This window comes from Clostridioides sp. ES-S-0108-01 (assembly GCF_020662285.1).
Classification (GTDB): Bacteria; Bacillota; Clostridia; order Peptostreptococcales; family Peptostreptococcaceae; genus Clostridioides.
Genome location: NZ_JADGMN010000023.1, coordinates 14379 through 39925, shown reverse-complemented (window position 1 = coordinate 39925; position 25547 = coordinate 14379). Strand labels below are relative to the sequence as shown.

The 25547-nt window shown below is 29.3% G+C and carries 23 protein-coding genes and 1 riboswitch; of the genes, 1 reads left to right on the top strand and 22 read right to left on the bottom strand.

All coding sequences use genetic code 11. From position 1 onward, the window contains the following. Positions 1 to 4: 4 nt before the first annotated feature. The 14 genes from secA to metK all read right to left on the bottom strand — a co-directional run bounded on the left by secA (position 5) and on the right by metK (position 17570). Complete coding sequence (gene secA / locus IR152_RS16560) at positions 5 to 2680, bottom strand: preprotein translocase subunit SecA (RefSeq protein WP_227453010.1); 2676 nt, start codon at positions 2678 to 2680, stop codon at positions 5 to 7. 131 nt (positions 2681 to 2811) lie between these two features. Then, positions 2812 to 3363 (bottom strand): ribosome hibernation-promoting factor, HPF/YfiA family, encoded by a 552-nt coding sequence (hpf, locus tag IR152_RS16555; RefSeq protein WP_227453009.1) that lies wholly within the window; start codon positions 3361 to 3363, stop codon positions 2812 to 2814. Between the two features lie 547 nt (positions 3364 to 3910). Beyond that, positions 3911 to 4585 (bottom strand): copper homeostasis protein CutC, encoded by a 675-nt coding sequence (locus tag IR152_RS16550; protein ID WP_227453008.1) that lies wholly within the window; start codon positions 4583 to 4585, stop codon positions 3911 to 3913. A 2-nt stretch (positions 4586 to 4587) separates the two neighbouring features. Continuing rightward, the gene (locus tag IR152_RS16545; protein WP_227453007.1) at positions 4588 to 5640 is read right to left on the bottom strand and encodes a Sapep family Mn(2+)-dependent dipeptidase; all 1053 of its coding nucleotides are present in this window, start codon (positions 5638 to 5640) and stop codon (positions 4588 to 4590) included. Between the two features lie 48 nt (positions 5641 to 5688). Further along, positions 5689 to 6648, bottom strand: a complete 960-nt coding sequence (locus tag IR152_RS16540) for a N(4)-(beta-N-acetylglucosaminyl)-L-asparaginase (RefSeq protein ID WP_227453006.1) — start codon at positions 6646 to 6648, stop codon at positions 5689 to 5691. Positions 6649 to 6744: 96 nt separating this feature from the next. After that, positions 6745 to 7263: a GrdB-related putative oxidoreductase gene (locus IR152_RS16535; RefSeq protein ID WP_227453005.1), complete on the bottom strand. Its 519-nt coding sequence runs from the start codon at positions 7261 to 7263 to the stop codon at positions 6745 to 6747. Positions 7264 to 7273: 10 nt separating this feature from the next. Beyond that, entirely contained in the window at positions 7274 to 8608 is a 1335-nt protein-coding gene (gene celB, locus IR152_RS16530; RefSeq protein ID WP_227453004.1) for a PTS cellobiose transporter subunit IIC, read from the bottom strand. 38 nt (positions 8609 to 8646) lie between these two features. Beyond that, positions 8647 to 8973 (bottom strand): PTS sugar transporter subunit IIB, encoded by a 327-nt coding sequence (locus tag IR152_RS16525; protein ID WP_227453003.1) that lies wholly within the window; start codon positions 8971 to 8973, stop codon positions 8647 to 8649. Between the two features lie 23 nt (positions 8974 to 8996). Next, complete coding sequence (locus IR152_RS16520; protein WP_227453002.1) at positions 8997 to 9305, bottom strand: PTS lactose/cellobiose transporter subunit IIA; 309 nt, start codon at positions 9303 to 9305, stop codon at positions 8997 to 8999. Positions 9306 to 9444: 139 nt separating this feature from the next. After that, positions 9445 to 11358: a BglG family transcription antiterminator gene (locus IR152_RS16515; RefSeq protein WP_227453001.1), complete on the bottom strand. Its 1914-nt coding sequence runs from the start codon at positions 11356 to 11358 to the stop codon at positions 9445 to 9447. A gap of 334 nt (positions 11359 to 11692) precedes the next feature. Next, the gene (locus IR152_RS16510; protein WP_227453000.1) at positions 11693 to 12475 is read right to left on the bottom strand and encodes a ComF family protein; all 783 of its coding nucleotides are present in this window, start codon (positions 12473 to 12475) and stop codon (positions 11693 to 11695) included. A gap of 2 nt (positions 12476 to 12477) precedes the next feature. After that, on the bottom strand, positions 12478 to 14697 hold the full coding sequence (locus IR152_RS16505) for an ATP-dependent RecD-like DNA helicase (RefSeq protein ID WP_227452999.1): 2220 nt from the start codon (positions 14695 to 14697) through the stop codon (positions 12478 to 12480). Positions 14698 to 14961: 264 nt separating this feature from the next. Next, positions 14962 to 16059 carry a hypothetical protein gene (locus tag IR152_RS16500; protein ID WP_227452998.1) on the bottom strand — a complete coding sequence of 366 codons (1098 nt, stop codon included), beginning with the start codon at positions 16057 to 16059 and terminating at the stop codon, positions 14962 to 14964. A gap of 317 nt (positions 16060 to 16376) precedes the next feature. Next, positions 16377 to 17570 (bottom strand): methionine adenosyltransferase, encoded by a 1194-nt coding sequence (gene metK, locus IR152_RS16495; protein ID WP_227452997.1) that lies wholly within the window; start codon positions 17568 to 17570, stop codon positions 16377 to 16379. 136 nt (positions 17571 to 17706) lie between these two features. Further along, positions 17707 to 17810, bottom strand: a riboswitch (SAM riboswitch). Between the two features lie 188 nt (positions 17811 to 17998). On the opposite strand from metK, the gene yyaC reads away from it, so the two are divergent. Then, positions 17999 to 18508 carry a spore protease YyaC gene (gene yyaC, locus IR152_RS16490; RefSeq protein WP_227452996.1) on the top strand — a complete coding sequence of 170 codons (510 nt, stop codon included), beginning with the start codon at positions 17999 to 18001 and terminating at the stop codon, positions 18506 to 18508. A gap of 110 nt (positions 18509 to 18618) precedes the next feature. Here the strand turns inward: yyaC and fabZ are convergent, their stop codons facing one another. The 8 genes from fabZ to IR152_RS16450 all read right to left on the bottom strand — a co-directional run bounded on the left by fabZ (position 18619) and on the right by IR152_RS16450 (position 25489). After that, positions 18619 to 19047, bottom strand: coding sequence for a 3-hydroxyacyl-ACP dehydratase FabZ (gene fabZ / locus IR152_RS16485; RefSeq protein ID WP_227452995.1), 429 nt, complete (start codon positions 19045 to 19047; stop codon positions 18619 to 18621). A 15-nt stretch (positions 19048 to 19062) separates the two neighbouring features. Further along, positions 19063 to 20082, bottom strand: a complete 1020-nt coding sequence (locus IR152_RS16480; RefSeq protein WP_227452994.1) for a rod shape-determining protein — start codon at positions 20080 to 20082, stop codon at positions 19063 to 19065. A gap of 196 nt (positions 20083 to 20278) precedes the next feature. Beyond that, positions 20279 to 20539 (bottom strand): sporulation transcriptional regulator SpoIIID, encoded by a 261-nt coding sequence (spoIIID, locus tag IR152_RS16475; RefSeq protein ID WP_003420727.1) that lies wholly within the window; start codon positions 20537 to 20539, stop codon positions 20279 to 20281. Positions 20540 to 20636: 97 nt separating this feature from the next. After that, positions 20637 to 21305 carry a M23 family metallopeptidase gene (locus tag IR152_RS16470; protein WP_227452993.1) on the bottom strand — a complete coding sequence of 223 codons (669 nt, stop codon included), beginning with the start codon at positions 21303 to 21305 and terminating at the stop codon, positions 20637 to 20639. Between the two features lie 65 nt (positions 21306 to 21370). Beyond that, positions 21371 to 22435: a stage II sporulation protein D gene (gene spoIID / locus IR152_RS16465; protein ID WP_227452992.1), complete on the bottom strand. Its 1065-nt coding sequence runs from the start codon at positions 22433 to 22435 to the stop codon at positions 21371 to 21373. Between the two features lie 86 nt (positions 22436 to 22521). Beyond that, positions 22522 to 23775, bottom strand: a complete 1254-nt coding sequence (murA, locus tag IR152_RS16460; RefSeq protein WP_227452991.1) for a UDP-N-acetylglucosamine 1-carboxyvinyltransferase — start codon at positions 23773 to 23775, stop codon at positions 22522 to 22524. Positions 23776 to 23795: 20 nt separating this feature from the next. Continuing rightward, complete coding sequence (locus IR152_RS16455; protein ID WP_227452990.1) at positions 23796 to 24533, bottom strand: YwmB family TATA-box binding protein; 738 nt, start codon at positions 24531 to 24533, stop codon at positions 23796 to 23798. Between the two features lie 86 nt (positions 24534 to 24619). Next, positions 24620 to 25489, bottom strand: a complete 870-nt coding sequence (locus IR152_RS16450) for a 4Fe-4S binding protein (protein WP_227452989.1) — start codon at positions 25487 to 25489, stop codon at positions 24620 to 24622. Positions 25490 to 25547 lie beyond the last annotated feature (58 nt).

Sequence of the window (25547 nt, the reverse complement as noted above, 5' to 3'; positions counted from 1 at the left end):
AAGATTATCTTCCACAACAGTTTTTATATTTTTTACCACTTCCACAAGGACATAAGTCATTTCTTCCAACTTTTTCATCTTTTTTAACAGTTTTACTTGTTGGAAGTGTTCCATCTGATGGAGAAGATAGATTTTCAACATCTACAACAGCTTTTCTTTCCACTGGAGTTTCTATTGTTATATTGAATAAATACCTTACAGTATCTTCCTTGATATGTTTATTCATTTCATCAAACATATCGAAACCTTCCATTTTATAAGCAATAACTGGGTCTTGTTGACCTATAGCACGAAGACCAATACCTTGACGCAATTGGTCCATAGCATCTATATGGTCTATCCAATGGTTATCAACAGCTTGAAGTAAGATTACTCTCTCAACCTCTCTCATTCTCTCATAGCCAACTTGTTCTTCTTTTGAAGTATATATCTTCATAGCTATTTCATAAACTTTTTCCGTTATTTCAACTGGATTAAGTTTTTCTATTTCGGGTATTTCTATACTACCTTTTGGTAAGAACAGATTATACATATGTTCTTTGAATCCTTCTTCATCAAATCCTTTATCTTGTGTATAAAGAGTAACTGCCTCTTCTATTATAGAATGAGTCATTGATTGTATTTGTTCTTGTAAATCTTCGCCTTCCAATACACGTTTTCTCTCTGCATATATTATTTCTCTTTGTTTATTCATAACATCATCGTATTGAAGTACATGCTTTCTTATTCCAAAGTTTTTGCCTTCGACTTTCTTTTGTGCTCCTTCAATAGATTTAGATAATATTCTATGCTCTATTGGCATATCTTCTTCAAGACCTATTTTATCTACAATTCCAGATATCCTATCACTTCCAAACAATCTCATAAGGTCATCATCAAGACCTATATAAAATCTTGAACTACCTGGGTCACCTTGACGACCAGCACGACCTCTCAACTGGTTATCTATTCTTCGAGATTCGTGTCTTTCTGTACCTATTATAGCAAGTCCACCTGCTTCTACAACTTTTTTTTGTTCTTCTTGTGTTTGTTGTTTAAACTTTTCAAATAGTTTTTCATACTCTGCTCTAGCTTCAAATAGAGTTTCATTCCCTTTTACAGGTATCCCTTCTATTGGAGTATCTACTCTATTTACTATTTCTTCTTTAAATCCATTTCTTCTCATTTCTCTCTTAGTTAAGAAGTCTGGATTTCCACCTAGAACTATATCTGTACCACGACCAGCCATATTGGTAGCTATCGTAACAGCTCCAAGTCTACCAGCTTGTGCTATTATTTCTGCCTCTTTATCATGATGCTTAGCATTTAACACTTCATGTTTTATGCCTTTTTTCTTTAGTATTTGTGATAATAATTCTGACTTTTCTATTGATACTGTACCTACAAGTATTGGTTGATTTACCTTATGTCTTTCAATTATTTCTTGAGCCACAGCATTAAACTTACCTATTTCACTTTTGTATACACAGTCTGGTAAGTCTTCCCTTATCATAAGTTTATTGGTAGGTACTTGAAAAACATCCATTTTATAGATTGCTTTAAACTCTTCTTCTTCTGTTTTTGCTGTACCAGTCATACCAGAAAGTTTTTTGTACATTCTAAAGTAGTTTTGGAATGTTACAGTAGCTAGTGTTTTAGACTCTCTTTGTATTTTAAGACCTTCTTTAGCTTCTATTGCTTGATGTAAACCTTCTGAATATCTTCTACCAAACATAAGTCTACCTGTGAACTCATCTACTATTACTATTTCTCCATCTTTAGCAACATAATCAACATCTTTCTTCATTATTACATGTGCCCTTAAAGCTTGATTTATATGATGATATAACTCTGTATGAGATATATCTGTTATATTATCAACATTAAAATATACTTCTGCTTTTTGTATACCTGATGCTGTTAGAGATACAGCCTTATCTTTTTCTTCTAATTCATAATCATCTGGTTTTAAAGTTAAAACAAATGTATTTGCATCTGAATATAAATGAGTTGATTTGTCTCCTGGTCCAGATATGATAAGCGGTGTTCTAGCCTCATCTATTAGTATAGAGTCAACCTCATCCACTATGGCATAATTTAATCCTCTTTGAACTCTTTGCTCTTTGTGTATTACCATATTGTCCTTTAAGTAGTCAAATCCATACTCATTATTTGTACCATAAGTTATATCACAATCATATTGTTCTTTTCTAACTTTTGGGTTTTGACCATGTATAATAACACCTACACTCATTCCTAAAAACTCATAGATTTTTGCCATTTGGTCTCTATCACGTTTTGCAAGGTAATCATTTACTGTTACAACATGTACACCTTTTCCAGTAAGCGCATTCAAATAAACAGGAGCAGTTGCAACCAGGGTTTTACCTTCACCTGTTTTCATCTCGGCTATTCTTCCTTGATGTAGCACTATACCTCCAATCATTTGAACTCTGTAGTGTCTAAGTCCTAACACTCTCTTAGAAACTTCTCTAACTACTGCAAAAGCTTCTGGAAGTATATCATCTATACTTTCACCATTTGCTAATCTCTCTTTAAATATATTTGTCATATTTTTAAGTTCCGAGTCTGCCATAGATTCAAACTTAGGTTCTAATGAATCTATTATATCAACAGTTTTATTGAACTTTTTTAATTCTTTTTTATCTGCCATGTTGAATAAATTATCCATAAAGCTCATATTTTACATCTCTCCTCGTTCTTTATTGTACTATTATTCATTTTACCATAAAAACTATACTTTTAATATTAATTTAAAAAGCTATCGATAATTTATTTATCGATAGCTAATATGATTAAATCTAAATTGCTTTATTCATGTTCTATTATACCATATCCACCATTATTACGCTTATAAACTACTGCTATTTCACCTGAATCTATATTCTTAAACATATAAAAATCATGTCCTATTAACTCCATCTGTAATACAGCTTCTTCTTCACTCATTGGCTTAACACTAAATTTCTTACGTCTTTGAATTACTAATTCTTGATTTTCATCCCCATAATCCTCTTGTTCATCAGCTAGATTTATCTCTGCATCTTGGAATCTTATACTCTTGTTGTCTTTATGTTTATCTTGTAATCTCTTTTTATATTTTTTTAATTGTTTACTTAATTTATCATATACAACATCTATAGCTGTGTATAAATTTTCCTGCATATCTTCTGCTCTAATTATAGGACCATTTACAGTAGCTATTGTTACTTCTATTTTTTGTCTTGCTTTTCTAGCACTTACTGTAACTTTTACATCAGTGTCTGGATGAATGTAATTATCTAACTTGCTTAGTTTGCTTTCAATTTTATTTTTTATTGCATCAGTTAATTCGATTTGTTTTCCAGATATAATTATGTTCATAAGTACATCTCCCTTCAATTATGCCAGTATAAGAAAATTTATACTTTAAATAATATATTCTACACGAACTCTCATAATCCTCTTTTCATTATTTACTTTTATGATTTTTTCTATTCAATTGATAGAATTATTTATCATTATTTAGTTATCTTAATACTCATGTGGATTAATATTATTACAAATACCTGTGGATAATGTGGATAAAACTGTTAATAACTCTTGTTTTTGTTTATTTAAAGCTGTTTTTACTACTATTTCTATCCACAAAAATCTCCATTAATTGTTTATTAATATGTGAATTCATGTCATAAGATGGTAATTTTAGGAAATTATATGTATTATATGCCATTTAACCTTTATAATTTTTTACAAATATAAACCCTCTAAAACCTCCATATTCTATCTCTTCTTTCATTATTTATATTTAAGACTCTAAAAAGTCGTAAAGCATACTCAACAATAATTTCATATTTAATACCTATTAACATTCATATACCCAAATTATAATTAACTCACACTCTTTATTTAGACCAAGTATTTCATATTACTATCTTGAAATTATATTTACGAGTTGTTTAAGCTTTTGTCTATCTATATCTTCAAAAGGACTGTTATTCATTCTAATAGCTGTACCAAAGTGAAAATCACTTGCTTTAGTTGAGTCTTTTATCTTTTCTATATTATCTAAATTAAGCCCTCCACCTAAAAGAATTTTTATGTGATTAGAACTAAACATCATATCCTTTATTATTTGTATATTATCAACTATACTTCCCTTCCCCCCTGATGTTAGTATATTTGTAATCTTATCATAATCCTTCAAAATTTTAACACTATCCGTTGTATTTGATTCATCTATAGCTCTATGAAATGTAACATCAAGATTATCACAACATTTTAATAAAATATTTAGATTTTTTTCATCTATTTTATTGTTTTTATCTAATACACCAAATACAACTCCATTAGAACCAATCTCTTTAATCACACTTATATCTTTTTGCATTATACTTATATCCTCTTTACTGTATACAAAACTTTTCGCATGATGTCTTATCATTACGTTCACAGGTATCTTTACACTGTTAACAACCCTTTCTATAAGACCAAAACTTGGTGTCAACCCACCTTCAGTTAAAGCACTAACTAGCTCTATTCTATCTGCACCACAATCTTCTATAATTTTAGCGTCTTCTACTGACATTCCTATTATCTCTAACATAACTACTCCTTTGCCAATTCATATATTGCATTTGCAAATATCTTTGCATTTAATATTATATCTTCTACATCCATGTATTCATCAGGATTATGAGCTATTCCTTTTTGTCCTGGAAATGAAGGTCCAAATGGAACTATATTTGGCATTACTTTTGCATATGTACCTCCATTAGTCGTTACTGGAGTTCCATCTAATGATGTGACCCTTTCATAAGCTAGCTGAAGTTTTTTAATGAGATTACTATCTTTATCAAAATACACAGGATTAAAATTAGAAATTACCTCTATCTCTATATTATTTGGAAAACTAGATTTTATTTCATCTAATACATCTTTTAGTTTATAGCTAAAATCGTACTTTACCTTTATATCCAATATAATATCATTATTTTCTTTATTTAAATCTTTATATGTAACAAGCACATTTTCTGACATACTTTCTATAAAACCTAAAAATGTATCTTCTTCATAATTGTTTTTACTTTTTATTCTAATCTTTGCCATACCTTTTTCACCATATACAACAGGATACTTACAATCCGGTGTAAAACCCATAACAGGAGCTTTTTCTTTTTCTAAATAATATGGTATATCTTCAAATCCACTTTCTTCATTTGTACCAAATATTATCCTAACTTTTTTATCTAATTTTAAATTTAATTCTTTAATAGCATATAATCCATATAAAGCAGAAATTATAGGTCCTTTATTATCCAGTACTCCTCTTCCATAAATTCTTCTATTAGTTTCTTCTCCCTTATAGGGCTTATACTTCCAACCTTCTCCTTCATGTACAACATCCACATGCCCAATTACACAAACATAATCTTCGCTATCTCCATGTTCTGCATAACCAATATAATTATCCAAATTTCTAATCTTAAACCCCAATTTTTCTGATATTTCTAATGCTTTATTAAGTGCTTCCCCTATTTTTTCGCCAAAAGGGAAGCCATCTTCTGACTCCCCTTTGACACTAGGTATTTTTACAATATCTATAATATCACTTAATAAATCTTCTTTTAATTCATCTATTTTATTACTTATGATATTCATAAAAATCTCCTCATTATAAAACTCTATTTTAATTATGTAACTACTACTTTATTCACTTACTTCTATTGGTGCTTTTATTCTAGCTTCATATGCTTCCATCCACTCATTTGATATAACCTTATGTATAGTTTTTCCATTTACTCTATTTGAAATATATACAGTAGGGGACTCTTCTTTAGTTACTACTGAAAAAGTAAAATCAGCTATATTTGTAGCTACTCCCCATTCACCCTTATTATTCATGGCAACTAATGATAAATCACCAGCTTTTCCTCTTCTTTTGATAAGCTGTTTATCAAGTTCATTTACTGCTATATTACACGCTTCTTGTGGATGTTTTCCTTCTTTCATAAGTCTAACTATCTCATAAGATATACATCCCTTCATTAAATCTTCTCCCAAACCAGTAGCTGTAGCTCCTCCTATATTACTATCAACATAGAATCCTGAACCAGATAGTGCAGAATCTCCTATTCTACCTCTCTTCTTCATAAATAATCCACTTGTTGATGTAGCTACACACATCTTTCCATTTTTGTCTAAAGATATCATACCAACAGTATCATGACCAGCATATGGGCTTAATCCTTTGTCTAAAGTTTCTTTTTTTCTCTTCTTATAATGTAACTTTGCTCTATCAGTCAACATATTTTTTCTTTCAAATCCATTTTTATGAGCATACTCTTCAGCACCTATCCCAACTAAGAAGTTATTTACCTTCTCATAACTTAACTTCCTAGCTATACTGACAGGATTAGAATAATCTTTTATACCAGCAACTGCTCCAATATCTAACGTGTTACCATCCATAAATGCAGCATCAAGTTCTACCTCGCAGTTTTCATTTGGAAGTCCACCATATCCAACCGATTTATAGAATGGATAATCTTCAACTCTTCTTACAGCAAGCTCCACAGCATCACCTGCTTCCATGCCTTTTTCTAAATGTTCTGATGCCTCAGTTATTCCTTCTAGGGCCATTCTCCATGTCGCTATCATTCCCCACATGTTAAAATTCCCCTCCTTAAATTATATAGATTTTAATAATGTATATTTATCATAAACAGTATAAACATTCAAACTTGTTAATATTTAATACTCAAATCAATAACAAAAGTCTTCTTTCATCAAAGTTATATCTTCTTTATTTGCCATTGCTTTCGCTAATTTACATATGTTATTTAATGAGTCATTAAGACCAATTCCACCTTTTTTTGGAGTCTTAACTATACATATATCGTTTTTATATTCGTTTATCACATCTACATTTTCTTCTGACATAGCTGCAAAAGCTGGTATGTCTGCCTTATCATTTATATTTTTAGATATTATCGCTGACATCTTAGAAAAATTTTCATAATTAAAACTTGGTCCACAGATTACTACATCAGGGTTTAATTTTTTTACCATAGCTATCATTTTGTTTGTTACTTCTTCTTCATTATTTACAAAAAATTCATCTCCACAAAATAAGGTAGCTATTACCTTAGATTCCTTTAAAAATGGTTCCATCATTACACCTGGTCCTAATGGGCTTGATTTTCCAGCAGGAGGTATGTTACTTTTCTCTTTTCCCCCAGCCCCAGCTTGTATTTGGTCCAATATCATAACTATTTTCTTCATAATCTTCCCCCTATAGTACTAAATCATCAAAAGATATATCATCATCTTCCTCTTCAACATTTGATTTTTCTTCTTTCAAATATTGTTTATCTAGCATTTTTATAAATGGTATATACATAAATATTCCTAGTATAAGAAGTACTAATTGTAAAACTGCACCTTGCCATCCTGTTGTTAGAAAACCAGAGAATATAATTGGAGTCGTCCACGGTAGCTGAACTCCATTTGTAAGTGGTACTAATCCTGTTGACATGCAGAAATAAGCTATTATTATATTTACTGTTGGAACTAATGCAAATGGTATCAATAGTATTGGGTTAAGCATTATTGGTAGACCAAATATCAATGGCTCATTTATACCAAATATGCCTGGTAAAATTGACAACTTTCCTATTGACTTTATACGTTTACTTTTACATATTAATAACATAGCTATAATTAATGATAATGTACTACCTGCTCCACCAAATGTTGCAAACATGTCTTGAAATTGAGCAGTTATTATATTCGGTAGTTTTGTACCAGCTTGAAAAGCAGCTAAATTTTCAGCTGATAGAATTTTTAATATAGGATTATACACAGCCCCAACAACACTACTTCCATTTATTCCAAAGAACCAGAATAGATGTAAGAATACGTAAGCTATTGCTGTAGCACTTAAAGTATTTCCTAATTTTAATAATGGTATTTGTAAAAACTTAAATATAAATTCATGTATACTTCCATATGGCGTAGCTTCAAAAGCTATCTTAACTAAAAAGAAAACTATCATAACTATTGTACTTGGTATTAATGCTGCAAATGATTTTGATACAGTTGGAGGAACTCCATCTGGCATTTTCAGTGTCCATCCTTTTTTTACAACTGCACCAAATAATCTTACAGAAGTTATTGCTGTTATCATACCTACAAACATTCCCTTAGAACCCATCCATCCTAGTGGTATACCTGTTACCATGTATACTGATTCTGTTCCTTCTGGTGTATATGGTATTACAAATGGTGTTACTATAAAAAAAGCAACTATTGCAACTGCTGCTGATGCTATTGGGTCTACATCTATTTGCTTTGCATAAGAATATCCAATTCCTAAAACTGCAAGTAAAGTCATTACTTCAAATGTTGCTACAGTTGGTTGTTGCAATTTTACAGCCCAATCTGGACCAAAAATTTGACCTACAAATTCATTCCATCCTTTTATAGGAAAATTTGCTACTAATAAAAATAATGAACCTATTATCAATAATGGTGATGATACTAAAAAACCATCTCTAATTGCAATTAATAATTTATTTTTACCTATTTTTTCAGCCAATGGCATAAGTATTCTTTCCAATCTATTCATCTATCCACCCTCATCTCTCATTATTTTTTATTATAATTCTATGCTTGTTTAGATTTTATTAGCTTTATAGCGACCTTTAGTACTTTTTCCCCATTCATAGTTCCATAATCAACCTCATTGATTATATCTATAAGTTTACCTTGAGCTTCAAACTTTGGTTTTAATTCCTTTAACATGTATTTAACTTGTGGTCCTAATAATATACAATCTGGATTTTTTTCTTCAACTATTTTATCAATCTCTGCTATTGGAAATGCCTCTACTTCTATTGGTAAATTGTGTTTATCTGCTACCTTCTGCATTTTCTCTGCAAGTAAACTTGTTGACATTCCAAAACTACAAAACAAATATATTTTTCTTTTCATTCTTTTAAATCCCCCTTAATTTTTTATTTTAATTTTTGAATTTCTTTTCTTAACATAATCATTTCTTTTATAAGATTTCTCTCACTCATACAAGTCATTAAATGGTCTTGAGAGTGAATCAATAAGATAGATATATCTGACTTATCTCCTCCAGCTTCCTTTTGTATAAGTTCAGTTTGTACTTTATGTGCTTTTAAGATTTCTTCATTTGCACTTTCAATTAATTCATCTGCTTTTTTAAAATCGTTTTCCTTTGCACAGTCAAGTGCTTCATAAAGTATAGATTTTGCATTTCCAGCATGAATTATAATCTTTAAAACTATTTCTTCCATTTTTTCCTCCTAAGTTGCTTGTCTTTTTTAGCTTATTTATACCTTACAAATATATAATACCTCACAAAAACAAAAAAACATGCACAACTTTTTCCATTACATGGAAAATTTTGTGCTTATCCATAGTTCACTATGAATTTTATATAAGAATATCTTTTACTTTTTCAATGTCACATTTACTTAAAATATCTAGCATATTTTCATCTTCTGTTAGATTAGATATTTCTTTAAATAATTCTCTAAATATTTTTCTATCATCATCCTTTTTATAAGCTAATAAAAGTATAAACTTTATATCCTTTCCATTTCTAATTTTTATTGGTGTTTTTAACCTTGCAAAACATAGAACAGATTGCTTTATATATTTCATATCTCCATGAGGGAATAGTATTCCTTTCCCAACATTGGTTGGGTATGACTTTTCTCTTGTTATAATAGATTGTAAATACTCTTTTTCTGCATAATGTTTTTCAATTAATAAATTAGTTAAATATGTTATAGCTTCATAAATATCATCATGCTCTAACTCCCTTATTAAATAATCAGACATCATTAATCTATTCATAAGCTTATATGAAGTATCTTTTTCTTTTATTTTGTTTGTAAAATCTTTGAGTTTATTCTCATCCTCATCAGTAAATAATGGTGTTGTTATAAAAATTGGCTTTTGAACATTCTCATACTCTTGAAATGCAATTATAAAATCTATTGTCTTATTAAAGTTATCTCTTTTTAAATCTTCCTCTCTTAATGTTTCAATAATTTCTATGTTATTAAATCTCTTTTCTATTTTTACTTTTAATAGCATACTTACTCCAAAACTAAATGGACATACAATACTCGCTTTTTTATTTGATTCCTTTTTATTGTACTTTCTTTCTAGAGAGGTTTGAAAGTGAAGTGTAAGATAGCCGATTTCATCTTCAGTTATTTTTTTACCTTTTAATTCAATTTCTATTGAACTTGATATTACTGTAAATAAAAAGCAAAATTTAGTCTTTATATTATCTAAAAGTGGATTTTCTAAGTAAACATTACTTTTCATTTGGTGCATTGTAACATTCAAATGACATATTAATTGCTCATAAAGTAATATATCATTATTGAAATTTATTCCTGATTCTTCCGATACTAAACTTATAATTTTTTTTGTATAATTTACTAATTCTTCATTTAGATATAATGATTTTTTAGTATTACTACTATTTATTTGTTTATTCATACCAAATATTAAAGATTCTATAAATAATTTTTCTTCATAATTTAATGCTATGGATAAATTAGATTTTAGTTCATCTTCTATACCTAAGATAAGCATTTTTAGTTTAAGTTCTTTCTTAGCATTTTTTACTTTTAAAGAGTTTCCCAGCCTTATTCGTATTATGTTTATAAGCAAAAATAACATCAATTGCTTAAATGATATATCTGTAAGTCTTATCTCCATATTATCCTCTATAGTAGACATTATGTTTTTGACAATTATTATATCTACTATATGGAAATATTCTATTTCATCTATGTTTAACCTGTATCTATCTATGTATTTAAATAAGAATGATACTAACATTATCCTTATGTCTTTCTCATCCCCTTCAATATATATACCACTACCTTTTTTAGTTGAGACATTTAGATTATAATTATTTAATGCCACTGATAATTTACTTATTTCTTCTCTGACAATATTTTTATTTATATACAACTTATTCGATAAATCATTTAAAGTAACTTTTTTATTATTACAAAGTATTAAATTTAATATCTCAACTTGCTTATGAAGCTCACTATTTACTCTTTTAACTTCACCTCGTAACTTCTGATTTACCAGTATTTTATCTGTATCATCTCCACTAAATTTAATTCCTATATTAGGTTTTCTTTTAATATAAGCATTACAAAAAGTAGATAACCATTCGTCAATATATTTGCAATCATTTCTTATTGTCCTTTCCGAACACTCAAAATCATTGGCAATCTCATTGACATTTATAAACTCTTCTTTTAATAGCAATGTTGTTAATAAATTTTCTTGCCTTTTATTCAAACATATCACCTCTTTATGACTCAACCTAAATTTATTATATGTAAAAAAGAGCTATACATAAAGGTATTATGCTAGCTCTCTTTTAATATGATATTTAGCTGACCTGGTTTTTGACCCCACACTCGCCTACTGGAGGGTTCGCTTGGGTTCGCCGCACTACTACTCTCTCTCGATTTTATTATCGGTAGGTCTTACTTCTAAGCCGCACCATGATCATTAACCCAATTTTTAGTGTTAACTTACGTGGATCCCTTTGCCTGCGACTGGCTTGGACTTTCAACCACAGACCTAAATATCACTTATCCATTTTAATATTTTAAATTAGAATTGTCAATATATAAGATTATTCCATAACATAATTATCGTTTGCTTTTGTAAGTAAAGTCAATACAAAGACCTTATTAACACCAGATAACTTTAAAAGTTTAGAAATTTCATTTGTTGTAAAACCAGTAGTAAATATATCATCTATTAAAAGTATATTTTTATTATTTATTAATTTAATATTTTCTTTAACAACAAATACATTTTTTAGTTCTTCTTTTCGTTCCTTTTTGTTTAATTTATATAGCATTCTTGTATACTTTTTTCTACTTATACAATCCAATAATGGAATATTTATCATTTTACTTAAATTAAATGCTATTTTTTGTGACTGATTAAAACCTCTTTTATTTAGTCTTTTTTTATGAAGTGGAACAAATAATATATAATCAAATTTTATGTTTTCTAAATACAATTTTTCTTTCATTATCTGAGCTATATACTTAGCCATAAATGTTTTTTGATTATATTTCATCCCTAAAACTATCTTTTTGGTTACATCATTGTATTCAATGCAGGATATTGATTTGTCAAAATAAAAATCTTTATTAAAACAATAGCTACACTCTTCAACAAACTCTTTTTCGATTGAATGACGTATTATTGGCTTTCCACACTTCATGCAACCATCCTGTATAAAATTCATCTCTTTAAAACAGCTTTTACATATTGAATATGTATTTGTTTTCTTTATGGATTTATCACAAATTATGCAACTTATATTCTCAGGATATATAAAATCCAGACATTTATTAATCATATTTTTAAAACTCTTAATAAAATTATCATTGCATATTCTCATATTTATTCTATCAACAGCCCTTCTCGCTTAAATTTATTTAGCTTATACCCTAAATTTGAATACCTTTGATTAACTCTATTATTTTTTATCATATATTCAAGATATTTCACATCTCCAACTAATACAACTAATTTTTTTGCTCTTGTTACTGCTGTATATAATAAATTACGGCTAAGTAACATAGGAGGAGCCCAAGTTATTGGCAATACTATAACTGGAAATTCACTTCCCTGACTTTTATGTATCGTTGTACAGAAACTATGGTCAATTTCATCTAATTCATCATATAAGTACGATACGATTTTAATTTGATCAAATAATACATAAATAGTTTTCTTATCTTTATCTATGTGATAAACATATCCTATATCTCCATTATATATACCTTCTCCACTTTCTTTTTGGTCCTCTGTTTCCCACTTTTTTGTATAATTATTTTTTACTTGCATTACCTTATCGCCAACTCTAAACAATCTTTTAGAAAAACTTTCTTCAACTTTAAATTTTTCTTTTTTGTTAAGATACTTTTGTAACTCTATATTGAGATTAGTAACTCCTAACTCACCTTTTCTCATTGAAGATAAAACTTGTATATCTTTTAATTTATCAACTTTATAAAATTTAGGTAATCTTTCATTAACTAATCCTATTATTTCATTTAAAATTTCTTCATTAGTTGATTTTCTTATAAAAAAGAAATCTTTACCTTTTGTATTTAGATAAAGTGGCTCTCCATTGTTTATCTTATGAGCATTTACAATTATCATACTCTCTTGTGCTTGTCTAAATATTTCATTTAATTTAACTACATTTATAATACTAGAACTAATCATGTCCTTAAGTACATTTCCAGCACCTACAGAAGGTAATTGGTCACTATCTCCAACCAAAATTACTCTTGTTCCTAATTTTATAGCTCTAAGCAAGTTGTACATTAAGATAATGTCTACCATTGATACCTCATCAACAATTATTACATCTGAATTTATTGGTTCTTCTTCATCCTTAAAAAAAGTTAAATCATCATCTGTTGAGAATCCCATTTCTAATAATCTATGTATAGTTTTTGCTTCTTTATCAGAAGTTTCACTCATTCTCTTTGCTGCCCTTCCTGTTGGAGCTGCTAAAGTTACACTTTTCCCATTGTTTTCAAATATATCTATGATAGCATTGATAGTAGTTGTCTTACCAGTTCCTGGACCACCAGTTATAATTAATACTCCACTATTAACAGACTCTTTAACTGCTAAAATTTGTTTTTCTGCTAGCTTAATTCTCTTATCTTCTTCTAAAATTTTAATCTCTCTATCTATGTCTATTTTTAAGTCTTCAAATTCATATTGTGATAATTTTACTATTTGACTACATACTCCATTTTCAGCTAAATAGTACGGCATAAGATATATAAGATTTTCATTGTTTACTTTCTCTATATGTATTTTTTGATTATAAACTAACATCATTATACACTCTTTTATTATTTCTCCATTTAGTTCCAATAACTTTTCTGAATCTTGTATTAGAACATGCTCTGGTAAATATGTATGCCCATTACTTAAAGATTTATTCAAAGTGTATAAGATTCCTTGACAAATTCTATCTTTAGAGTTTTTATCTATACCAATTTTATTTGCTATGCTATCAGCTACCTTAAATCCAATTCCTCTTATATCTTCAGCAAGTTGGTATGGGTTTTTATTTATAACTTTTATTGCCCTGCTTTTATATTTCTTATATATTTTTAGACAGTAATTTGGTGTTATTCCAAAAGGAGATAGCTCTATTATTATACTTCTCAATTCTCTGTCTTCTTCATAACTTTTTACTATTTGTTTTACTTTTTTACGCCCTATGCCCTCTACTTCTTGTAGTTTTTCTGGTGAATTTTGTATCACATCTAACGTATCTACACCAAATTTATCAATTATTCTCTTAGCCATTTTTTCGCCAATACCATGTATCATTCCAGAAGATAAGTAAACATAAATTCCTTCTAAGGATGATGGTGTTACTGGCATAAAACTATTCACCTCAAATTGAGTCCCATAAATCTTATGGTTTACCCACTTTCCTTCAACTTCTATGCTTTCTCCAATTGCCAAAGTAGGCATACATCCCACAATGACAATTTCATTATTTCCATTTACCAGATGAGCTATTGTATAGCCATTATCTTCATTTTTAAAGACTATTTCACTTATCATTCCTTCTAATTTTTCCATTTTTATCTCCTAAAAATACTAATAATCGCTCTGTTTAAACGTTAGTATACTTATTATGTTAAAACTATGATAGTCTTAGAAAAGCTTTTATATTTTTATACTTAACGTAATTTCCAACTATTATACATTTTATCAGAAACAAAAAAGATCTGCATCCAAAAAATATGGTACCTTAAAATATAGGTACCATATTTAACTAGTTATTCTATTTTAATTACTCTATATTTAAAATACAAATCAAATTTCACAAATAATATTATAATACTAACTTATTTCAGATTTATTTTCTTTATACCCCTCAGTTTTAGTGATTCTTCTATAAAGCATACATAGTAAAATTAAAATTCCCATGTAACCTGTATATGGATATAGAGTTCCTACTAACTTATCAAATGGTAGTAAACCTCCTATACAAGCTAATATACTTACTACTATTGTTATAACTTTAAATTTAGGATGGTCATCTTCTACAAATCTGTTAGTTACTGACCATAACAATGGTACAGCTGTAGTGTATATTCCTAATAAAAGTACTACTGAGAATAAAATGCCTATTGTTGGAGATATCTTATCAGCTAAGTAAAGTGCTGGTATCTCTTTTGTGTATATATTTCCTATATCTGAAAGTAATGCTAAATTCATCATTATAGCTGCTGCCATAAGGGCTATTCCACCTACTATACCACCCCACACTGCATCGTTTTTATTTACTGCAGGAGCTCCCATTCCTGTCAAAAATGTTATTACTATTATTACATTATAACAAGTATAAAGTACTCCTGAGAAATATCCATTTGATGTAGCAGTTTTAATGTTTAAATTATCAACCATAGTCCCAGCATCTGATAAAGCACCAATATTACTAAATAAACTAATTGCTCCTACTAAAAGTGTAAATATTATTATTATAGGACCTATATTACCTAGTATCTTAGAAAGTCTTGTCAAACCTAGTGAAACAGTTATTAGGGAAACGATTGCCATACCAATCCTACCCACATATGGATTTAATCCATAGTATTCTGACAATGTAGCTCCTGCTCCTGCAATCATTATTACTAATGTTCCAAATAAAAATAATGGTCCAAACCATTCAAAGAATGTTCCAAGATATTTTCCACAATATACTTGATAAATCTTTATTGGTTCTTTAAGCTTCAATTCTCTTCCCTTCTCTATAACTTCTGCTCCAAACCATGAAAATAATAACATAGATATTATTCCACCTATAATACCAGCATATCCATAAAACGTAAAAAATTGCAATATTTCTTGACCAGTTGCAAATCCAGAACCTATTACAGTAGCTACATAAGCTCCAGCAAAACTTATAACAGTTTTAATATTTACTTTACCTGACATACACTACTCCCCCTAATTAAAATTATTTTTAAAGTGTAAGTTTATTAAGATTATATTAGACTCATTGATGTGATATTTCAATACATTTGTAATTATTTAACATTAGTTAACACATTCTTAACCATTTTTTAACATATATCCCATAATATATATAAATTTAGTATATAATTGTAAAACAAAATGTATTAATCTAATTAAATACGGTTTATTTATTATATGATGAGAAATTAACATTTATTAAAAATATTTAACTCATAATAAAAAAGCTACTAGAAAGTAATCATAAAATTACATTCTAACAGCTTTTTAGTTAAAAATTATTCACCTAAAGCATCTTTTCTTAACTGTTCAACTTTGTCAATTCTTTCCCAAGGTAAATCTATATCAGTTCTACCAAAGTGACCATAAGCAGCAACTTTTTTATAAAGAGGCTTTCTTAGACCTAAGTCTCTTATTATCGCCCCTGGTCTTAAATCAAAGTGCTTATTTACTAATTCAACAAGCTTTTCTTCTGAAACTTTACCTGTCCCAAAAGTATCTATAAATATAGATAATGGTCTAGCTATACCTATAGCATATGCAAGTTCTATCTCACATTTATCTGCAAGACCAGCTGCAACAATATTTTTTGCAACATATCTAGCTGCGTAAGCAGCAGATCTATCAACTTTTGTAGGGTCTTTTCCTGAGAAAGCTCCTCCACCATGTCTAGAATATCCACCATAAGTATCTATTATTATTTTTCTTCCTGTAAGACCTGTATCTCCTTGAGGTCCTCCTATAACGAATCTTCCTGTTGGATTTATATAAATTTTAGTTTCTTCATCAAGTAATTCTGCTGGTATAACTTCTTTAATAACATGATTAATTAAATCTTCTCTTATTTTATCATTTGATACTGTTTCACAATGTTGAGCTGATATAAGAACTGTATGTACTCTTACAGCTTTACTTCCTTCATATTCAACAGTAACTTGAGTTTTTCCATCTGGTCTTAAATAATCAACTAGACCTGTCTTTCTAACTTCTGTAAGTCTTCTTGATAATTTATGTGCCAAAGATATTGGAAGTGGCATTAATTCTGGGGTCTCATTACATGCAAATCCAAACATTATACCTTGGTCTCCAGCTCCAACCTTTTCTATTTCTTCTTCTATCTCTTCTCCAGTCTTACTTTCTAGACCTTCGTCAACTCCCATAGCTATATCTCCAGATTGTTCATCTATAGAAGTTATAACTGCACAAGTATCACAATCAAATCCATATTTTGCTCTTGTATATCCAATTTTTCTTACTGTTTCTCTTACTAACTTAGGAATGTCTACATAAGCAGATGTACTTATTTCCCCTGCTACTAAAACTAAACCAGTAGTAACTGTAGTTTCACAAGCTACTCTAGATTGTGGGTCTTTTTCTAATAATGCATCTAATATTGAATCTGATATTTGGTCACATATCTTATCAGGATGTCCTTCTGTAACTGATTCTGACGTAAATAAATGTCTTGCCATTTTTATTCCCCCTTATCCATTCTTAATTTTTATTATAGGTTTTACCTTATTTTTAATTTTAGAAATTTTACTCAAAATAAAAAACCTCTCCTTTATAAGAAGAGGTTAATAATCGTAATTATATACTAATTAACTGACCTCATCTTTCAAGACTTTTGTCTTGTAGGAATTAGCACCTTTTCCCATTTGGGTGGTTGCTGGGCTTCACAGGGCCTATCCCTCAGCCTCTCTTGATAAGGTAATCAAGATTTAAGTTTTGTTTTACTTTATTAGCTTACTATTTTTTTTGAATTTTGTCAATATTTTTAGTCACATTTTTTCTATTCCTTTTTTTGTAAGACAAATAAAATATTCTATCTATCTGAAATTTAAAGTTAGGTCTTTTTAATGCTTTTTATTCATATATTTTTTTGAAGGGGGTGTTCCTATTGTATTTAGCTAAAGTAAATTACAGCGATGATGATGTTATACAGATGCTAAGTTCAGTTCTAAAAACTATAATTAATGAAAATACGATTGTTGTTTGCATAGGAACAGACAGGGCTATAGGTGATACTTTAGGCCCTTTAGTTGGAACAATACTTAAAAACAGTAAATTTAAATACCCCGTTTACGGTACACTAGATAACCCTATTCACGCCTTAAATATATATGAGTCTTTAGATACTATAAAAAATACACATATGCAAGGTAACTTCTTAGCTATAGATGCTTGCTTGGGGTCGCAGAGTAACATAGGTAATATACAGATTAGAGAAGGACCTATCCTGCCCGGAAAAGGTGTTGGTAAAAAACTACCTCAAATAGGAAACTATTCTATAGTAGGAATTGTAGATAAAATTGATGAAAATAATAAACTTTCATTTAATAATATACGTCTTAGCTTTATATTGGACTTAGCCGAAATAATAGCTTTAGCTTTATTAGTATCCACCTAATCCCAATATAAACCAACTGATAAAATTTTTTATATAAAAAGGTAGATATTTTAGAGTATCTGATTAAATACTCCAAATTATCTACCTTTTTACTTTTATATTTTAAATTTCTATTTTTCTACTAAAGCAAACATTAATTCACCTTTACAGACAAGTTCTTCACCGACATATGCCTTAGCATCTGCCTTAGCTATATTTCTTCTAAGAGTTGTCATTTCAACTTCCATAGTTAGTGTATCTCCTGGTCTTACTTCTCTCTTTATTCTAACTTTATCTATACCTGCAAATACACCTAATTTTCCTTTATTTTCCTCTACAGACATCATTGCCACTCCACACACTTGTGCTAGAGCTTCTACTATTAGCACTCCTGGCATTAAAGGATATTCTGGAAAGTGCCCTTGGAAAAATGGTTCATTAACTGTTACATTTTTTATGCCAACAGCTCTTTTTCCAACTTCTAACTCTGTAATCTTGTCTACTAATAAAAATGGATATCTGTGTGGTAGTAATTCTTTTATTTCATCTATATTTAACATTCTAAACTCTCCTAATTATTTTCTTCTGAAAGACCCACCCGTTTCAAGTAAGTCTATTGAACCTAAAGCTATTCCTGTCCCTTTTGCAACACAAGATAATGGCTCATCTGCTATTGTAACAGTTATTCCTGTTCTCTGTTCTATTATTTTATCTAATCCATATAATAATGAACCTCCTCCTGTCATTATTATGCCAACATCTCCTATATCTGCCGCTAGCTCAGGAGGAGTTTTTTCTAAAACAGCATGAGTAGCAACTACTATTTGCTCAACACATTCTCTAAGTGCTTCTAACATTTCTGTTGAATTTATAGTTATAGAACTAGGAAGCCCTGTAATTAAATTTCTTCCTGTTATCTTCATATATTTTTCTTCTTCTCTCTTAAATGCAGAACCTATTTCAAACTTGATTTTCTCTGCTGTTCTTTCTCCTATAAGAAGATTGTGTTGTTTTTTCATATATTTAACTATAGCATCGTCAAATCTATCTCCACCAACCTTTATAGATTCACTTACAACAGCTCCTCCTAGAGATATTACAGCTATATCTACAGTACCTCCACCAATATCTATAATCATATTACCATTAGGCTGTGATATATCTACACCAGCTCCTATGGCTGCTGCTATTGGTTCTTCTATTATATATACTTCTCTAGCCCCAGCTTGCCTTGTAGCATCTTCTACTGCTCTTTTTTCTACTTCTGTGACACCTGTTGGTACACATACCATAATTCTTGGCATGAAAAATCTTCCAAATCCCTTTTTATCAACTATCTTATCTATAAAAGATTTTAACATCTTCTCAGTTACATCATAATCTGAAATTACACCATCTCTTAAAGGTCTTATAGCGACTATATTACCTGGTGTTCTCCCTATCATCTTTTTAGCTTCTTCTCCCACAGCTAAAACAGAATCTGTTCTCTTGTCTATCGCCACAACAGATGGTTCTTCCAAAACGATTCCCTTACCACTAACATAAACAAGTACATTTGCAGTACCTAAATCTATGCCTATATCAGCTCCAGCCATTTTTTCAACTCCTTTATTTATAATATTAGATTATATTATAAGCCTATTTTAATACTCCTATAATAAAGCATATACAAAAATCTCGCTTTAATCAAGAGAAAATAAATGTTTTGAGAGTATTATTATTTTGCTATTTATAATTATTTAATATATTTCTTTCTATAATTTAATTCAATAAAAAAAGTAGGCTTTTAACCTACATTTTTTTATGTTCCTTCTCATATTTTAATTTCGTTGCTAATCCCCCTCTAATATGTCTCTCTGATTTATTTTTGTCCAGCACATTTTTAACTTCTTTGGCAAGGGATGGATTTATTTCCTTCAATCTTTCTGTAACATCCTTATGAATTGTACTTTTACTTACTCCAAATGTCTTGGCGGTTTGTCTTACTGTAGTGTTTTTTTCAAGTATATATTTTGCTACCACTATGGCCCTTTCCTCTATATGAGATCTCAAAGATTACCCCCCTCACATAATAGCTTTAATGATATATATGTAAAAACACCAAAAAATATAACAAGCTTAACCAAATATGATTAAACTTGTTATATCTTTACTTAATTAGACTCATTGGGTCTATAGATTTTTCTCCACTATATGCCTCTAAATGCACATGTATGCCCTCTTCGCTTTCTATTTGAGAAGTACTGCCTACAGTACCTAGAGATTGTCCTTCTGTTATCTTCTGTTCTTTCTTAACACTAACATTTTCATCTAGATTTGAATATACTACTACAATGTTATTGTCACTTTTTATTTTTACTGATTGTCCATATTCTTCATCGCTAAATACATCTACTACTATTCCGTTTAATAGAGATTTTATTTCTTTACCTTTAGTACAACTAACATCTACACCTTTATGAGTTTCCCAGACATCTAGTGTTTTAGAGTAACTAGGTTCTTTCTCTGAATATCCTCTTATTACTTTATCTCCAATGTAATTTAATTTTGTTGCACTCGATTTATTTTCCTCTTTTGACTTAGCTTTTTCTAAGTTTTGTTTTGAATCCGTTGCAGTAGGAATAGCATCTTTCTTATCTTTTTCAATTAAATGTATTTCCTCTTCACTATCTTTATTAGCATTTTCTATCATGCCTTTATTAGAAGCCAATTTATCTACATTATTATTTGTAAACCAAACTCCACCTACTGCTAATAAACAAACACATACAAATAAAGATAAATAAAAACCATCTTTTTCTAACAGCTTTTTCTTCATTTTGCACCTCCAAATATATTTCTACATTTGGATTATTGACTTGTTTTTTGCATTTTATACAATTATTAGTATATATCTTTTATTTTTGTATCGGTGTAATAATGTGATAATATATCATGATATTTATAGCCCTCTTCTGCCATTCCTTCTGCTCCCCACTGGCTCATGCCAACACCATGACCATATCCTTTTACCACAAAATCTATGTATCCTTCTCCAAATTTTATGTCAAAGTTTGCAGAGTTCAACTTAAAAACAGTTCTAATGTCTTTTCCAGTCAATTCTTTATTTCCTAATTTTATTTTTTCTACAGTTCCAGCATCACTTCTTTTAGTTATTGAGACTTGTTTACTTAAATTATTAACATCTATCACAATAGTGCTATATGCTCTTCTAAGACTTTTAACAAAATCTGTGTTACTTATTTTAAGTGTTGATGCAAATTTAGGTGAATACTTATCATAAGGACTTTCCACAGACTTTAGATAAGGATATTTTGCAGAAAATACTTCTTCACTATTTTCTGTTTTTCCTGAAGATGTAGAAAAATAAAGAGGAAGTATTGCCTTATCATTATAAGTTATTATTTGACCTTTAGTTCCTCTAACTGCATCTTTGATTTTAGAATATTTATTCTTAATCCATTCTTCACCATTTAGCTTTTTAAGAGTATCATAACTCTTATATTCTTGACAATGTTTATAATCAGTACATACTACTGCATTTTTATGTTTGCTTGATTTACTATGTTCCTGTTTATATACTACATATGTTCTAGCTGCTATAGATTGAGCTTTTAAAGCTTCTATATCAAACTCTGAAGACATCTCACCAGCTAGTACTCCACATAAATAGTTCTCCATGTCCATTTTTTCAGTTTTCCCTGTTATATGATTATACACATTGATAATTGGTGCTTTTTTATTTACAGTTTCATAGTTCATCATGTTTTTTTCTTCTTTATTACTGTTATCCTTAATATCACTTTTTTTAATAGTTTTGTTTATAGATATTGATTTCTCTGGTTTTTCAGTTAACTCCACATTTTTATAAGACACTAAAGTTATAAGTGATGGAACTAACACAGAGCAAGTCACAAATCCTAACAAAACAACCAATGGGTTCTTCATATACTCTCCTCCTTAGCTTTTAAAACCTTGTATTTAAGTATATGAACAACCCTATTAATTTATAACTTTCTTATATAAACCAATTATTAATCTTCTACTATTTCGATTTGACCACCTAATGCTGTTATCTTCTTATCTATATCAACATAACCTCTTTGAATATGGTATATTTCTCCTATTTGAGTTTCTCCTTCTGCTATAAGACCGCATAAAATAAGGGCTGCTCCAGCTCTTAAATCAGTAGCGTTTACTGCTGCACCATGTAGCTCATCTACACCATTAACAACCGCACTTCTTCCATCTATTTTTATATTAGCACCCATTCTATTGAACTCAGCAACATGCATAAATCTGTTTTCAAAAACAGTTTCTATAACTACACCAGTTCCATTAGCTACAGTAAGCATAGCCATAAATTGTGCTTGAACATCTGTAGGAAAGCCCGGATGTGGTAAAGTTTTTATATCTATTGGTTTTAATACCTTTGGACCTACAACTCTTACAGAATTGTCCATTTCTGTAATTTCACAACCAGCTTCTCTTAATTTAGCTACAACTGGTTTTAAATGCTCCATTAAAACATTTTCAACAGTTATATCGCCTTTTGTCATAGCTGCTGCAACCATATAAGTTGCTGCTTCTATTCTGTCTGGAATTACATTATGTTCTGCTCCTTTTAGCTCTTTAACACCTTTTATCTTTATAGTATTAGTACCTGCACCTTTAACATCTGCTCCCATTTCGTTCAAGAAGTTTGCTAAATCTACTATTTCTGGCTCTTCTGCTGCATTTTCTATTATTGTAGTCCCTTCTGCTAAAGAAGCTGCCATCATTATATTTTCAGTTGCTCCAACAGATGGAAAATCTAGATACAATTTATTTCCTACTAATTTTTCTGTTGCTGCTTCAACAAAACCATGGTCCATCTCTATCTTTGCACCTAAAGCTTTAAATCCTTTTAGATGTAAATCTATAGGTCTTGTTCCTATAGCACATCCTCCTGGCATAGAAATTTTCGTACTATTAAATCTAGCAAGTAATGGCCCCATAACCAAAAAAGAAGCTCTCATCTTTCTTACAAGCTCATATGGAGCTTCACAAGTTTTTATATCACTTGCATCAACAGTAAGTGTATTTTCCTTATATTCAACTTCTGCTCCTATATGTCTCAATAAATCTGATATAACATGAACATCTCTTAAATTTGGTACTCCATTTAATGTTGATTTTCCGTTTGCTAATAAAGTCGCTGCTATTATTGGTAAAACTGCATTTTTTGCACCATCTATTTTAACACTACCTTTAAGTGGATTACTCTTTTTTACTATTATCTTAGCCATATTTTTTGATCTCCTCATAATTAATAATCTAATTTTATAATTGGTGTGGCAATATATATGAGTGTTTTTTCGTCATCCTCATTATATTTAATTCCTATATTTAAATTAATTTTTTCCCCTAAATATTCTAAATCATCATCATTTAATACTTTACTATATGCTGTTATAGATAAAAAGTTTACGTCTTTCACTTTATCTATTTGCTTAGCACTCATATTATATAATATTTTTTGTAAAATATCATCATATTTGTTGTTTTGTAACCTTTTTGTGTATTCTCCAACAATACAAGCAGACACATCTACTTGAGATGAATATTTATTTAACACATTTTCTACGTTACTATAAATATCCTCTTTATGTTTATATACTTTGTTGTCCAATATGTCAACTATTATGTAACTTTCTTTATTATTTTTATTTATTCCTTTTATAGAAATTTCTTTATCGCTACCTTTTATAGTAGCACATAATTGTATTTTATCGCCAGACCCTTTTTGATTCCAATTTATTCCTTTTTTATCTAACTTTAGATTGTTAATTATTTCTATAAAAATATTATGAAACTCTTTATTTGATAAATTATAATTTATAACAGAATTAATTTTAACATTATAAAATTTAAAATCTGCTTCTGAAATTTCAAGAGCATTAGTTAATCTATTATATCTAGTATTTATACTTGTATCTGCATAAGATATTGTCATTCCTATAATCATCAATATAAGAAAGCTTATGGCTAATTTTATTCTTTTCATAATAAAAAATCCCCCTTAAATATGTTTTTCTGTATAACAGAATTATTAACAAATTTAAGAGAGATATACTTTCTCAATATGTATTTTTATACATTTTTACATTTTATATCAATTAAATGTCTTTCAAACTCTTCAATACCTATTCTCTCTAATACTTTACTTATTCTTTCTCCTGGACTTGCTAATTTTTTATATGTATTAAACACATCTTGTACTAATTCTTCTATATTCTCTTCTGTATATAAATTACTAAGTCTATCTCCAAATCTATAACCTCTTCCCATTCTACCACCAAGATAAACAGCTAATCCTTTTTTATCAATTTCCATAGCTCCAAATGGACATACTTGAGCACACTTTCCACAATTTACACACTCATCTTTACTCCATACTAATTTTTTATTTTCCATATAAACTGATTTTTGTCTACATGATGATGTACATAATCCACAATTCTTACATTTATCTTCATTAAATTTTACATATGCTTGTCCTACAATACCCACATCATTAGTATTAGCCTTTGCACAATTGTTTGGACATCCAACTAAAGTAATCTTAGTCTTAGATGGCAAATCGCACCCAAAATATAAATCATGTAACTTTCCACATAGTTTTTGTGTATCATATATTCCATGTTGACATACAGTGCCTTTGCACGCAACTAGTGGTCTTACTTTTTTTCCTGTACCACCATATTTTAAACCCGCTGCTTTTAAATCTTCTTTTATTGAATCTATATCTTCATACTTTATCCATGGTATTTCAACAGCTAATCTAGTTGTAACACCTAAATAACCTCTACCATATTTTTCAGATAATTTTGATAAGTTGATAAGCTGTTCTGCTGTAAAGTTCCCAGCTCTACTTAATATTCTTATTGAGAAATATCCTTCCTGACTTTGAGCCAATATACCTTCCGCTTTCAACTTTACTTTTTCGTCTTTGCTAATCATATCTCACACCTCATAATATAAATAAATTTATAATTCTATGTTGCTAATAATATGTTTA

Coding starts and splice junctions, on each gene's coding strand:
- secA (WP_227453010.1), bottom strand. CDS start 2,680: ATGAGCTTTATGGATAATTTATTCAACATGGCAGATAAAAAAGAATTA.
- hpf (WP_227453009.1), bottom strand. CDS start 3,363: ATGAACATAATTATATCTGGAAAACAAATCGAATTAACTGATGCAATA.
- IR152_RS16550 (WP_227453008.1), bottom strand. CDS start 4,585: ATGTTAGAGATAATAGGAATGTCAGTAGAAGACGCTAAAATTATAGAA.
- IR152_RS16545 (WP_227453007.1), bottom strand. CDS start 5,640: ATGAATATCATAAGTAATAAAATAGATGAATTAAAAGAAGATTTATTA.
- IR152_RS16540 (WP_227453006.1), bottom strand. CDS start 6,648: ATGTGGGGAATGATAGCGACATGGAGAATGGCCCTAGAAGGAATAACT.
- IR152_RS16535 (WP_227453005.1), bottom strand. CDS start 7,263: ATGAAGAAAATAGTTATGATATTGGACCAAATACAAGCTGGGGCTGGG.
- celB (WP_227453004.1), bottom strand. CDS start 8,608: ATGAATAGATTGGAAAGAATACTTATGCCATTGGCTGAAAAAATAGGT.
- IR152_RS16525 (WP_227453003.1), bottom strand. CDS start 8,973: ATGAAAAGAAAAATATATTTGTTTTGTAGTTTTGGAATGTCAACAAGT.
- IR152_RS16520 (WP_227453002.1), bottom strand. CDS start 9,305: ATGGAAGAAATAGTTTTAAAGATTATAATTCATGCTGGAAATGCAAAA.
- IR152_RS16510 (WP_227453000.1), bottom strand. CDS start 12,475: ATGAGAATATGCAATGATAATTTTATTAAGAGTTTTAAAAATATGATT.
- IR152_RS16505 (WP_227452999.1), bottom strand. CDS start 14,697: ATGGAAAAATTAGAAGGAATGATAAGTGAAATAGTCTTTAAAAATGAA.
- IR152_RS16500 (WP_227452998.1), bottom strand. CDS start 16,059: ATGTCAGGTAAAGTAAATATTAAAACTGTTATAAGTTTTGCTGGAGCT.
- metK (WP_227452997.1), bottom strand. CDS start 17,570: ATGGCAAGACATTTATTTACGTCAGAATCAGTTACAGAAGGACATCCT.
- fabZ (WP_227452995.1), bottom strand. CDS start 19,047: ATGTTAAATATAGATGAAATAAAAGAATTACTACCACACAGATATCCA.
- IR152_RS16480 (WP_227452994.1), bottom strand. CDS start 20,082: ATGGCTGGAGCTGATATAGGCATAGATTTAGGTACTGCAAATGTACTT.
- IR152_RS16470 (WP_227452993.1), bottom strand. CDS start 21,305: ATGAAGAAAAAGCTGTTAGAAAAAGATGGTTTTTATTTATCTTTATTT.
- spoIID (WP_227452992.1), bottom strand. CDS start 22,435: ATGAAGAACCCATTGGTTGTTTTGTTAGGATTTGTGACTTGCTCTGTG.
- murA (WP_227452991.1), bottom strand. CDS start 23,775: ATGGCTAAGATAATAGTAAAAAAGAGTAATCCACTTAAAGGTAGTGTT.
- IR152_RS16455 (WP_227452990.1), bottom strand. CDS start 24,533: ATGAAAAGAATAAAATTAGCCATAAGCTTTCTTATATTGATGATTATA.
- IR152_RS16450 (WP_227452989.1), bottom strand. CDS start 25,489: ATGATTAGCAAAGACGAAAAAGTAAAGTTGAAAGCGGAAGGTATATTG.